The following is a 12632-nucleotide window of genomic DNA, read 5'->3' as shown; positions in this document are numbered from 1 at the left end:
CAAATGGTCATGAGACTCTACTTCCGACTGGATGAAACTTGGGGCGCAGGTCAAAAATGCCGCGACAAAACGCTCTAGCTATACTGAGAGACATGTTTAGCCAGTAAACCTGCGCGCCATATGCAGGAGCGCTTTCTTGACAAAACTATCACCAGATCATAATTTATTAGCGGATCATACGTTAGATCGTCTGCTCGATCTCGATGGCACTGTCATGGAAGTGGGTGGCGGGTTCAGCGTGAAGATCGAGGCAACGAAGGTGCCGCCGACGGAGGCGAAGCCCTTCGGCATCGATTACAGCCTGTGCCTCTTTACGCCGGGACGCGAGCGCGTGGTCGGCTTCGACAACGCGCATTCCGTGACGACAGGCAGGCCGCCATCGCGGAAGCGGGAGACGCGGAACGACCACAGGCATGAGGGCGAAAAGGTGACGCCTTATGCCTATTCGAGCGCGGAGACACTGCTTGAGGATTTCTGGGCGGCAGTCGAGGCACATCTGAGGAAGGAAGGCATCGCATGAAGAAGCGCAAAGCCGAACGGATATTGAGGATCGGCATTGCCTCGCGGGCCGAGATGCGCGCGCGGACGCTGGCCGTTGCGCGCGGTGAGTTGAAGCCCTCTCCTTCCGATCCGAAGGTCTGGTTCACCTCGCTTGAATCCCTTGCGCAGGTGCTCTCCACGAAGAACCAGGCGCTGCTGGAGACGATCCGGCGGGACGAACCGCAGTCGCTCAAGGAACTCGCCGGGCTTTCGGGGCGGGCGGAGAGCAATCTCTCGCGCACGCTCCAGACGCTCGCGCAATATGGCTTCGTCCGCCTGAACAAGGCGGAGGGGCGGCGCGTCGTGCCGGAGGTGCTGTACGACCGGGTGGCGCTCGACCTGCCGCTCGACAAGGCGGCATGACGAAGCTCTTGCCCTCTTATTGGAATTATTCTAATATTTTTTCACCTTGTCGCGAGCGGAAGCCCCCTCCCCGCCCCCGCCCTTTAACTGCCGCCTTCCCGCGCCTATATGGAAAATCGCCGGCTCGGGGGGCCGAAGGCTCTTCCCGCGACATTTTGCGCCGCAAGGACAAGCGGAACTGTCATGATTCCGCCTGCGTTCGGGTATTGGATAGACTGAGAAAGTTGCTCGGGTATTTGGCCGGGATATCCCCCGTGGGGTGTTCCGGGTCTATGCCGGGGTGCCGGATACGAGAGATTGAACAGGGCCGCCTGCCTTCGGGCAGGGCCGGGCCGGAAATGGGGGCCAAGATGGCCGAGACGAAAGCAAAGCCTGCCGCGAAAACAGCCGTGGCGAAGCTGGCGCCCGCGCCGAACCCGGAAGGGTCGCTGTCGCGCTACCTGCAGGAAATCCGCAAGTTCCCCATGCTGGAGCCGCAGCAGGAATACATGCTGGCCAAGCGCTGGAAGGAACATGAGGACACCGAAGCCGCGCACCAGCTTGTGACGAGCCATCTGCGCCTCGTGGCGAAGATCGCCATGGGCTATCGCGGCTACGGGCTGCCCATCGGCGAGGTGATCTCGGAAGGCAATGTGGGCCTGATGCAGGCCGTGAAGCGCTTCGAGCCGGAAAAGGGCTTCCGGCTTGCGACCTATGCGATGTGGTGGATCCGCGCCTCGATCCAGGAATATATCCTGCGCTCCTGGTCGCTGGTGAAGATGGGCACCACGGCGGCGCAGAAGAAGCTCTTCTTCAACCTGCGCAAGGTGAAGGGCCAGATCCAGGCGATCGAAGAAGGCGATTTGCGCCCCGAACAGGTGGCGGAGATTTCCGAGCGCCTCGGCGTGACCGAGGACGAAGTGATCTCGATGAACCGGCGCATGTCGGGCCCGGACAATTCGCTGAACGCGCCGCTGCGGCAGGATTCGGAAAGCGGCGAGTGGCAGGACTGGCTGGTGGACGACACGGCCGACCAGGAAGCGACGCTCGGCGAGGCCGAAGAGATGGAGCTGCGCCGCGAAATGCTGGCGGCCGCCATGGAAAGTCTGAACGAGCGCGAGATGCACATTCTGACGGAGCGCAGGCTGAAGGACGAGCCGGCGACGCTGGAAGACCTCTCCCAGGAATATGGCATCAGCCGCGAGCGCGTGCGCCAGATCGAGGTGCGCGCCTTCGAGAAGCTGCAAAAGGCGATGAAGAACGCCATGCGCGACCAGGCGGATGCAAGACGGGACGCGCTGGCGGATTTCTGACCGCGCGACCGGCGCCGAACGGAAAAACCCGCGTCTCCGGACGCGGGTTTTTGTTTAAACGGAAAGGCCCACCGGACAGGAGACGCCGGTGCCGCCGAGGCCGCAATAGCCGTTCGGGTTTTTCGCCAGATATTGCTGGTGGTAGTCCTCGGCGAAATAGAATTCCGGCGCGTCGAGAATTTCCGTGGTGATGGCGTCGTAGCCCTGTTTGCGAAGCTCGGCTTCATAGGCGGCTTTGGAGGCTTCGGCGGCGGCGCGCTGGCTCTCGCTCGTCACATAGATGCCGGAGCGGTATTGCGTGCCGGTATCGTTGCCCTGGCGCATGCCCTGCGTGGGATTGTGGGATTCCCAGAAGGTTTTCAGCAGCGTCTCGTAGCTGACCTGCTTCGGATCGTAGACGACGCGCACGACCTCGTTGTGCCCGGTGAGGCCGGAGCAGACTTCCTCGTAAGTCGGGTTGGGCGTGAGGCCGGCGGCATAGCCGACCGCGGTGACGAGGACGCCGGGGAGTTCCCAGAACTTCCGCTCCGCGCCCCAGAAACAGCCAAGCCCAAAAAGCGCGATCTCGCTGCCCGCGGGATAAGGCCCCTTGAGCGTCGCGCCATTGACGAAGTGGCGGGCGGCGGTCGGGATCTCGAAATCGCGGCCGGGCAGCGCCTCGTCGGGCGACGGCATCTGCGTCTTGCGGCGGAGATTGAACATCGGCTGGCCTCCTTGTTCGAGCGCTTGTCCCTGATGTGAGGGAGATTACGCCCGCCGAAAAGCCCTGTCAGCCTTCACTTCGCTGTGTGGCCGGGGGTCCGCCTTGCCCTTGGGCCGGGCGGCGGGCAAACTGCGGCAAAAGATGGAAATTTCAGGGAGAATTCGCGCCATGGCTGAGCATGATCTCGTGATCCGCGGCGGTTTGATTGTGGACGGCACGGGCGCAAAGACCTTCGCGGGCGATGTCGCGATCGACGATGGAAAGATCAGCGCGGTCGGCAAGGTGGAGGGTGAGGGCCGCCGCGAGATCGACGCGAAGGGGCTGCTGGTGACGCCGGGCTTCGTCGACATCCACACGCATTACGACGCGCAGGCGACCTGGGATCCCTGGCTCACGCCTTCCTCGCAGCATGGCGTGACGACGGTGGTGATGGGCAATTGCGGCGTCGGCTTCGCGCCGGTGAAACCGGAAGCGCGGAACGAACTGATCGACCTCATGGAAGCGGTGGAGGACATTCCGGGCGCGGCGATGCATGAAGGCATCAAGTGGGAATGGGAGAGCTTCCCGGAATTTCTCGACGCGCTGGACAAGCGCCGCTTCGCCGCCGATATCGGCACGCAGATGCCGCATTGCGCGCTGCGCGTCTATGTGATGGGCGCGCGCGGCATCGACAACGAACCGGCGACGCCAGACGACATCGCGCAAATGCGCGACCTCACCTATGAGGCGATGAAGGCAGGCGCGCTCGGCTTCTCGACCTCACGCACGGATTTGCACAACACGCTGAAGGGCGACCCCGTGCCCGGCACGCTGGCCGCGACCGACGAGCTCTTCGGCATCGCCGACGCGCTGAAGGCGCATGGCTCGGGCGTCTTCCAGATCGCGGCGACGCATCGCGAGATGGAGAAGGAATTCGACTGGATGCTGCGGATGGCGAAGGAGACCGGCCGCATGGTCACCTTCCAGGTGCAGCAGATCGACGAGGCGCCGGACCTTTATAAAAAGATGCTCGGCCATCTCGACGAGGCGCGAGCCGAAGGCGTGACCAATATTCGCGGCCAGCATTCGGGTCGGCCGGTCGGCCTGCTCATGGGCTGGCAGACATCGGTGCATCCCTTTATCGGCTTCCCCGAATACCAGCCCTATTCGAAGCTGCCCTTTGCCGAGCGGATCGAAAAGCTGAAGGACCCGAAGGTCCGCGCGGAAATCACCGGCGGAAAGAATATCGACAAGCTCGGCGCCTTCGGCACCTTCATCACCACGTCCTTCCACAAGATGTATCCGATGGGCGAGCGCGAGAATTACGAGCCCGCGCCGGAGGATTCGATTGCCGCCGTTGCGAAGCGCGAAGGCAAGACGCCGGCCGAGGCCGCCTATGACGCGATGATGCTGAACGAGGGACAGGCGATGCTCTATTTCCCGCTGTTCGGCTATTCGACCAATGACTGCACGGCCATCGAAGAGGCGCTGCGCCACCCGCAGGCGGGGCTGAGCCTTGCCGATGGCGGCGCGCATGTCGGCGCGATCTGCGACGGCGGCACGCCGACCTTCATGCTGACACATTGGGCGCGCGACCGCACACGGGGGCCGAAGCTCTCCATCGAGGAGATCGTCCGCATCCAGACGAAGGACACGGCGGAACAATACGGGCTCTACGACCGGGGCGTGCTCGCACCCGGCATGAAGGCCGATGTGAACGTGATCGATTTCCAGAACCTCACCTTCACGCATCCCGAAATGCGCTTCGACCTGCCGGCTGGCGGCCGCCGCCTCTGGCAGGGCGCGAAGGGCTACCGCGCGACGGTGCTTTCCGGTGTCGTCGTGGCGGAGAATGACGAGCCGACCGGGGAATTGCCGGGGCGGCTCATTCGAGGCGTGCAGACGGCATCCGCCGCCTGACCCGGACGCACAACACGACCTTGCCCCGCGCGGACCCTTCGGGGTCCGCGTTTTCTTGAGTAGCCTTCATGAACAATCTGGTTTCCGCCTTCGCCGACGCGCTGCTCCCGGCGCCGGACCTTGCGCTCGCTTTCGCGGCAGTGTTTTTCGCGACCACGCTGAAGGCCTTTGCAGGGTTCGGCTTCGGGCTTGCCGTCGTGCCGCTCCTCTCGCTGGTGCTGCATCCGGCGGAAGCGGTGCCCATGGCGTTGATGCTCGACCTCATCGGCTCGTCCCAACTCGTGCCCAGGGCGCGGAAACAGGCGGACTGGCGCTCGCTCAAACTGCTCGTGCCCGCGGCGTTCCTGACGATCCCCTTCGGCATCTATGCACTGCATGTCGTGCCGGCCGACGGGCTCAAGCTCGGCATCGCGCTGATCCTGCTTTCGACCGTGGCGCTGATGGCCACAGGGGCACGCCTGCCGGAACATCTGCCGAAGCCCGCCGTGCTCGGTGTCGGGGGCCTTGCGGGACTTCTCTCCGGCGGCGCAGCGATGCCGGGACCGCCGGTGATGGTCTATTTTCTTGCACGGCCGACACAGGCGGCGGTCAACCGCGCCTCGCTCCTCATGTTCTTCTTTTTCACCGATATCGGCTCCATCGCGGCTGGCTATGCGACGGGCATCGTGATCGCGAAGACGCTGCTGCTTTCGGTGCTGCTGAGCCCCGCCCTCCTTCTTGGCAATATCGCCGGACACTGGGCCTTCGGCAGGACGCATGAAACGCTCTACCGCCGCATCGCGCTCGGCCTTCTCGCTATCATTGCCGTGGTAATGCTGACCGACGCACTGAGAAGCTAGATCAGGCCGTCGATAGGCAGGAAGTAGCCGAGCCAGGTGAATATCTGCGAGAGCGGGCCCGTCTCGGGTTCACTCAGAATGCGCCGCGCCGGCTCGGCGGATTCATCGAGCCAGACAAGCCTGCGCGGCGGCTCCAGCACGACACGCCAGCTGTTGCGCGGCGCCATGTCCTCGCGCATCGCGGCCAGAGCGCGCGAGGCAAGTTCAGGGCTGTCGATCAGGACGCCGATCTCCGAATTGTGGAAGATGGACCGATGGTCGAGGTTGAACGACCCGATGAGCACATAGCGCCCGTCGAACACGATGGTCTTTGAATGCAGCGTCGTCTGCTCGGGCTCGACACCGAGCCCCCGGAGAGCGGTGCTTGTGGCTGGTCTCGCCTTCAACTCATGGAGCGCGACGCCACGTTTGATGAGACGGACCCTGTCGCGCGCATATCCGTAGTGAACGATGGCGGATTCGTGCGAAGCGAGCGAGTTGGTGTTGAGGACAATGGAGACACCGCGCCGATGCGCCTCGGCGAAAGCCTCTGCGCGTTCCTCCGTGAGCATTACATAAGGCATCTGGATCGCGATTTCCCTTTCGGATTCGCGGATATGCCGGAGAAGGACCGTCTCGATGCCCCGCTCGGGCAGCGGAACCTGCACGGCAAAAACCGGCCCCGGCGAGGCGAACAGCAAGATGGCGGACGCCCAGACGAGGCGGGCGCGAAGCCGGGCAATGCTCCGCTCCATTTCCTCCGGCTCGACACGGCGCGGAAGCGGAAAGCCGCTCCAGTCGAGCGGTGGCGCATCCTGCCAGAGGGCCGCAGGGGCGAAAGGCGGCAATTCCTCCTCCGCGAAAGCGCCGACCGGCACGGCGTAAGGCGAGTTCCAGAAGACATCGAAGCTCCGTGAAACATCCCTCGCAAGCGGGCCGGCGATGACGACATCGCGATCGAGAAAATACCGTTTCTCATCGATGGCGAAGTAGGTATCGCTCACATTGCGGCCCCCGACGATGGCCAGCGTGTTGTCGATGGCGAGTATCTTGTTGTGCATGCGCTGGTTGAGACGGGAGAAATCGAGAGCGAGCTCGCCATAGCGCAGATAGTCCGGCCGGAATGTTGTGCGGAACGCGTTGTAGATGCGCACCTCGACATTCGGATGGGAAGCGATGCGCAGCAGCGGCGTCGCATCGCTGCCGACGGAGAAACCGTCAACCAGCGCGCGCACGCGCACGCCCCTGTCCGCCGCACGCAGAAGCGCCTCGCTGACGGCGCGGCCGCTGCCGTCGAAATCCCATATGTAGTACTGGATGTCGATGGTTCGGGCGGCCGCCTCGATGGCGGTCAACCGCGTCAGATAGGCATCGGGCCCGCCTTCGAGAAAGAAGAAACCGGAACGCCCCTCCTCCGCCTCCTCCGGCCGGACGAGCGAGGCCCATAGCCCGGTTTCCTGCGGCACCGCAAGCGCGGCACTCGGCTCGCCCGCCTCGCGCATCGGCACGCCCGCGCAGGCCGCAAGCCCGAGCGGCAACAACAGGCCAAGAAGAAAGTGGAAGCGGACGAAAGCCAAATTGTTCCCCTTGCTGAATGACCACGCATGGGTGGCGCGGAACCGGCCGCTGGATAAACCTATGGGGATGCTAGCCGCGGCGCCAGTGCATCAACCCCTCGCGGCGGGCAATCCCCTTACTCATCGGCCCCACCCTCCCACAGAGGGAGGGTGGTCCAGATGGCTGACTTTCGAATTCGCTTGAAGGCGTTCAGGACGGCGACCGCCCGAGAAACCGTGCCAGTTCCGCCCATGGCTCGATGGTCCAGGCGCGCCGCCCGGCGCCCGATGGCGAGGAAAGGACGAAGACTTCGGGGAAGTTCGCGATGCGGCGCTGGTGGCCATAAAGGATGCGGGCGGTCGGCACACCCATCCAGACGCTTGCGGCCTTCTTCGATGTGAAGGCGACGGCGCACGGGCGGCAGCGGCGCATCTCTTCCACGAAGCGTGTCACCTCGAAGAGTGCCGGATCGATTTCGTGATCCATGCCGGAGGCGCGCTTCGCCATGTCGGTGAAGCCGATACCGAGATGGATGAGCTGCGCATATTCATGCGGCTCGTAGAGGCGCGGCGTGATGCCGGTCTCGTGCAGCGTCGGCCAGAAACGGTTGCCGGGATGGGCATAATAGGCGCCGACGGCGGCGGAGCGGCGCGATGGCGCCGTGCCGACGAAGACGACATCGAGACCGGGCACGAGAACGTCGGGCAGCTTCTCGCCGCGCGTGTTTCGCCGGAAGGTCATCAGACCTCTTCGGGCGCGCAGCCGAATTTCAGCAGGTTACCGTGCGGATCCCAGACGTAGAATTCCTTCATATTCCACGGCCGCACCTGAAAGTCCGAAATGCGCTCGCCGTCGATGGGATTTACGCCGATGCCCTTTTTCGAGAGCTCCTCGTAGAGCGCGGGCACCTGTGGCCCACGGATGTAGCAGGAGGTGCTTTCAGGATAGATGCGATCATTCGCGAGCCAGAAGTGAATCTCCATGCCGTCACGCTTCGCGATCATGTAGTCGCCGAAAAGCTCCGCCTTGAAGCCGAGCTTCTCCTCGTAGAAATGTTTCGACTGCGCGAGATCGAGCGAAGCGAGAACGGGAATGGCGATGGCGTGATCGGTCATGGCAGCAAGCTCTCAAGCAAAACTAAGATCACGCTTTAATTGTAAAAGAAGCAACAGCGGGTGCCGCAGAAAACTTGACCGGCATTCTCCCCTTATCACCTACGTAGAATTCTCCGCCCAGTGATTCGAACTCACTGGCGAAAATGGCCTTCAATTCATCTTCGGCGAGTTTGGCGGATGCGCCATTGGGGTATACGGCAGACTGCAACCAGAGAGACCAGCGCTTTAGGCAAGCCGGCGGCAAGCCGGCATTTAACTCCGCCAAACGTCTGTCAGGCGCATTCGAATATCCCACTTTCACGAGTGACTTATTGACTAGTTCGACGGGGGGGCGGTTTAGCAGAGCAGCGATATTCCCATCAAACTTCGCCATGTATAGCCAGTGCTCTCCGTCTTCGTATTCGCTAGTTCTCGTTCCAAATGAGGGACTCAGGCCTCTCGAGGGCGCAAAGATACTCTTCAAAGTAGCTGAGCTAGCTCCGCCGACTCCCACGGGTGGCTCACCGAATACGTCCACTTCGGTAACGGGAAGTTGTAGCACCGTCTCAACTTCTTCGTCTGTGAGCTTGGCACCTTGGCTCGCGATGACCCGCGCCTGATTTGGTGTGTAGGTTGTCGGAGCAAGATGGCGCAGCTCGATCCTTCGATCAATCCGCCAAGCCCGGCGCACGGGAACTGCATAAGTCCACCGATGAGTCCACCCATTATCGATCTTTTGCTGTAGGCCGACCGCTGAAGATTTGTCCCGATCCATAATCGGCTCCAAATCAATCTGCAGGACACCCAGCACTTGTCTTCGGTCATCGCGATCCGTTTCCGCCGAACTCGCACCGTAAATTAAGATGAGATCTCCGGCGTTCGCTTCCGCGAGGATACGATCCCGATCAGATTCACGGGTCCAACCTACATATCCGTCTTCCCAAGGCCCGAAACCCCAAAAAGCGCGGATCCAAATACCCGGTAGAGAATGTTCGCTGGCCATGACTTTTAGAACCTGCATACCCTCTCTTGCTGGAACTTACTCCGCGGCCTTGCCCGACAGCGACTTGTTCGCTTCCTTCGCCGCCGCTCGCTCCTCTTCCAGATAGATCTCGCCGCCGGAATTGCGGAACTCGGACGCCATTTCCGCCATGCCGCTCTCGGCATAGTCGCGAACTTCCTGCGTGATTTTCATGGAGCAGAATTTCGGCCCGCACATGGAGCAGAAATGCGCGACCTTGTGGGCTTCCTTCGGCAAGGTGCGGTCGTGGAATTCCTTCGCGCGTTCGGGGTCGAGCGCGAGGTTGAACTGGTCTTCCCAGCGGAACTCGAAACGCGCGCGCGACAGCGCATCGTCTCGCAGTTGCGCGGCGGGGTGGCCTTTCGCGAGGTCGGCGGCATGGGCCGCGATCTTGTAGGTGATGACGCCTTCCTTCACGTCGGCGCGGTCCGGCAGGCCGAGATGTTCCTTCGGCGTGACGTAGCAGAGCATGGCGCAGCCGAACCAGCCGATCATCGCGGCGCCGATGCCCGACGTAATGTGGTCGTAGCCGGGCGCAATGTCGGTGGTGAGCGGCCCGAGCGTGTAGAAGGGCGCGCCGCCGCAATGCTTCAACTGCTTGTCCATGTTGACCTTGATCTTGTGCATCGGCACATGACCCGGTCCCTCGATCATCACCTGGCAGCCCTTCTTCCACGCAATCTGCGTGAGTTCGCCCAGCGTTTCGAGTTCGGCGAATTGCGCTTCGTCATTCGCGTCCGCGATGGAGCCGGGACGCAAACCGTCGCCCAGCGAGAAGGAGACATCGTACTGGCGCATGATGTCGCAGATGTCCTCGAAATGCGTGTAGAGGAAACTCTCCTTGTGATGCGCGAGGCACCACTTCGCCATGATGGAGCCGCCACGGCTGACGATGCCGGTGACACGCTTCGCCGTGAGCGGGACATAGGCGAGGCGCACACCCGCATGGATGGTGAAATAGTCGACGCCCTGCTCCGCCTGTTCGATCAGCGTGTCGCGGTAAACCTCCCAGGTGAGGTTCTCGGCGATGCCATCGACTTTTTCGAGCGCCTGATAGATCGGCACGGTGCCGATGGGGACCGGCGAATTGCGCACGATCCATTCGCGCGTGTTGTGGATGTTGCGGCCCGTCGAGAGGTCCATGACATTGTCGGCGCCCCAGCGGATCGCCCAGACCATCTTGTCGACTTCTTCCGCAACCGATGAGGCAACGGCGGAATTGCCGATATTGGCGTTGATCTTCACGAGGAAGTTGCGGCCGATGATCATCGGCTCGAGTTCCGGGTGATTGATGTTCGCCGGGATGATGGCGCGGCCGGCGGCAACTTCGTCGCGCACGAATTCCGGCGTGATGAACTCGGGGATGTCGGCACCGAAGCTCTCGCCCTCGGCGATGCGATGCGCGGCATTGGCGGCGGCCTGTTTGCGGCCCATGTTCTCACGCTCGGCTATATAAGCCATTTCGGCAGTGACGATGCCCGCCTTCGCGAACTCATATTGCGTGACCGGATGGCCCGGCAGGCCGCGGCGCGGACGGTTGGCGACCGGGAAGGCGCGGGCGAGATGTTTTTCACCGACATTGCCATTGTCTTCGGGCTTCACCTCGCGGCCGTCGTAAAGCTCGGTGTGCCCACGCGCCTCGATCCAGGCTTCGCGGTGACGCGGCAGGCCCGCCTCGACATCGATCTTCGCCGTCGGGTCGGTGTAGGGGCCCGACGTGTCGTAGACGCGGACCGGCGGCTCATTGGCGGACGGGTGCAGCGCGATCTCGCGGAACGGCACTTTCAGGTCCGGGAAGCCCTGCGGGCTCGTGAAAATCTTGGTGCTCGCGGGAAGCGGCCCGGTGGTGACTTCCGGAAGCTCGCCTTTCGGCGTGTGAACATTCATCATGGATCTCCTCTGCCTGCCCTTATGGGGCCACGAGTGGAAATCCGGGAAGGTAGCGGAGGTGGCGGCCATCCTTCGGCCAATGCCCGTCCCTTCGCCGGCATGACCCGGATCAGGTTTTAAGGGTGGTGAGCCGCTTCAGACTCATCTCAGCCGGCTGCTGCCGGCCCCCCTCGGTTGTCGGGAGTGTGACTCGTCCCATTTAAGAGGTAAAGGGAAAGAGGGCGCGACAGAGGAGAAACGCGATATGGACAGACAAGCTGCCCTCAAGGGGCTCATCGGCACCGAGCTTCCGATCCTGCTCGCCCCCATGGCGGGCGCCTCGACGCCGGAACTGGCAGCCGCCGTATCGAACGCGGGCGGCCTCGGCGCGCTCGGCTCCGCGATGATGAGCGCGGCGGAGCTGCGCAAGGAAACGGCGGCCCTGCGCGGGCTCACCAACAAGAGCTTCAACCTCAATTTCTTTGTCCACCACGAGCCGGATGTCGCGAGCTACGACGCGAAGCCAATGCAAAAGGCGCTCGCCGGTTATTTCGCCGAGTTCGGGCTCGGCGAAGTGCCGCCACCTTCCGTGCCCGCGCCCGCCTTCAACGAGGAGATGCTGGAATTGCTGCTGGAACTGCGCCCGCGCGTGGCGAGCTTTCATTTCGGCCTGCCCGCGCGCGCCATCGTGGAGCGGCTGAAGGAAGCGGGCATGGCGGTGATCGGCAGCGCCACGACGGCGGCGGAAGCGCGCGCGCTGGAAACGGGCGGCGCCGACGCGGTGATCGCGCAAGGCCACGAGGCGGGCGGGCATCGCGGCACGTTCCTCGATCATGTCGATCTCGGAACCGTGGGCACCATGGCGCTGGTGCCGCAGGTGGTGGACGCGGTGCGGGTGCCCGTCATCGCAGCGGGCGGCATCGGCGATGCACGCGGGATCGCGGCGGCCTTCATGCTGGGCGCGGCGGGCGTGCAACTCGGCACGGCCTATCTCGCCTGCCCCGAGGCGAAGGTGCATCCGGTTCACAGGAAGGCGCTTCTCGAAGCGTCGGATCATTCGACCGTGGTGACGAAAATCTTTTCCGGGCGGCCTGCACGCGCGATCCGCAACCGCCTGACGGAGGAAATGCGCTGGCACGAGGACGCCGCCGCGCCCTTCCCCGCGCAACGCCCCATGATCGCGCCGCTGACCTCGGCAGGCGCGAAATCCGGCCGCGCGGAATTCATGCAGCTCTGGTCGGGACAGGCAGCGGCGCTGTCGAAGGCGGAACCGGCGGCGGAGAAGACGGCGCGGCTGATGCGCGAGGCGGAGAAGATGCTGGGGCGGTGAACCGTAACCCCCTTCTCGTCATGACCCGCCCGCCTTGATTACAAAGGAGGGCGGGTCATCTACGTCTTCTTTCTGCGGGAGCGGCCAAGACGTGGATGGCCCGGACAAGCCGGGCCATGACGTCTAGAGTAGAGAAATTATCTGAC

Annotated in this window: 12 protein-coding genes and 1 riboswitch; of the genes, 6 read left to right on the top strand and 6 right to left on the bottom strand. The window is 63.1% G+C overall.

Annotated elements, in window-relative coordinates; all coding sequences use genetic code 11:
- Positions 1-214: 214 nt before the first annotated feature.
- From ACKUUH_RS07610 to rpoH, 3 genes are all read left to right on the top strand, one after another.
- Entirely contained in the window at positions 215-520 is a 306-nt protein-coding gene (locus ACKUUH_RS07610) for a DUF6516 family protein (protein WP_407949288.1), read from the top strand.
- Positions 517-903: a helix-turn-helix domain-containing protein gene (locus ACKUUH_RS07605; protein ID WP_407949287.1), complete on the top strand. Its 387-nt coding sequence runs from the start codon at positions 517-519 to the stop codon at positions 901-903. The genes ACKUUH_RS07610 and ACKUUH_RS07605 overlap by 4 nt, the downstream gene beginning before the upstream one ends.
- Positions 904-1253: 350 nt before the next feature.
- Positions 1254-2195, top strand: coding sequence for an RNA polymerase sigma factor RpoH (gene rpoH / locus ACKUUH_RS07600; RefSeq protein ID WP_407949286.1), 942 nt, complete (start codon positions 1254-1256; stop codon positions 2193-2195).
- Positions 2196-2249: 54 nt separating this feature from the next.
- Here rpoH and msrA read toward each other — a convergent pair whose 3' ends face one another.
- Positions 2250-2897 (bottom strand): peptide-methionine (S)-S-oxide reductase MsrA, encoded by a 648-nt coding sequence (gene msrA / locus ACKUUH_RS07595; RefSeq protein WP_407949285.1) that lies wholly within the window; start codon positions 2895-2897, stop codon positions 2250-2252.
- Between the two features lie 169 nt (positions 2898-3066).
- Between msrA and ACKUUH_RS07590 the strand changes: the two genes are divergently transcribed.
- Together ACKUUH_RS07590 and ACKUUH_RS07585 are read left to right on the top strand one after the other, a co-directional pair.
- Positions 3067-4797, top strand: coding sequence for an N-acyl-D-amino-acid deacylase family protein (locus tag ACKUUH_RS07590; RefSeq protein WP_407949284.1), 1731 nt, complete (start codon positions 3067-3069; stop codon positions 4795-4797).
- Between the two features lie 68 nt (positions 4798-4865).
- Positions 4866-5636, top strand: coding sequence for a sulfite exporter TauE/SafE family protein (locus ACKUUH_RS07585; protein ID WP_407949283.1), 771 nt, complete (start codon positions 4866-4868; stop codon positions 5634-5636).
- Here the strand turns inward: ACKUUH_RS07585 and ACKUUH_RS07580 are convergent.
- From ACKUUH_RS07580 to thiC, 5 genes are all read right to left on the bottom strand, one after another.
- Complete coding sequence (locus ACKUUH_RS07580; RefSeq protein ID WP_407949282.1) at positions 5633-7192, bottom strand: phospholipase D family protein; 1560 nt, start codon at positions 7190-7192, stop codon at positions 5633-5635. The genes ACKUUH_RS07585 and ACKUUH_RS07580 overlap by 4 nt on opposite strands.
- A gap of 190 nt (positions 7193-7382) precedes the next feature.
- Entirely contained in the window at positions 7383-7913 is a 531-nt protein-coding gene (locus ACKUUH_RS07575; protein WP_407949281.1) for a mismatch-specific DNA-glycosylase, read from the bottom strand.
- Positions 7913-8287: a bleomycin resistance protein gene (locus tag ACKUUH_RS07570; RefSeq protein ID WP_407949280.1), complete on the bottom strand. Its 375-nt coding sequence runs from the start codon at positions 8285-8287 to the stop codon at positions 7913-7915. Before ACKUUH_RS07570 ends, ACKUUH_RS07575 begins: the two co-directional genes overlap by 1 nt.
- A gap of 28 nt (positions 8288-8315) precedes the next feature.
- Complete coding sequence (locus tag ACKUUH_RS07565) at positions 8316-9287, bottom strand: hypothetical protein (RefSeq protein ID WP_407949279.1); 972 nt, start codon at positions 9285-9287, stop codon at positions 8316-8318.
- 18 nt (positions 9288-9305) lie between these two features.
- Positions 9306-11174: a phosphomethylpyrimidine synthase ThiC gene (gene thiC, locus ACKUUH_RS07560; protein ID WP_407949292.1), complete on the bottom strand. Its 1869-nt coding sequence runs from the start codon at positions 11172-11174 to the stop codon at positions 9306-9308.
- 72 nt (positions 11175-11246) lie between these two features.
- Positions 11247-11358: riboswitch (TPP riboswitch) on the bottom strand.
- 63 nt (positions 11359-11421) lie between these two features.
- On the opposite strand from thiC, the gene ACKUUH_RS07555 reads away from it, so the two are divergent.
- Entirely contained in the window at positions 11422-12486 is a 1065-nt protein-coding gene (locus ACKUUH_RS07555) for an NAD(P)H-dependent flavin oxidoreductase (protein ID WP_407949278.1), read from the top strand.
- Positions 12487-12632 lie beyond the last annotated feature (146 nt).

It is taken from the genome of Parvibaculum sp. (assembly GCF_045863935.1).
Lineage (GTDB): Bacteria > Pseudomonadota > Alphaproteobacteria > Parvibaculales > Parvibaculaceae > Parvibaculum.
Note: the sequence above shows the minus strand (reverse complement) of the source record. Positions and strands in the feature narration are given on the sequence as shown.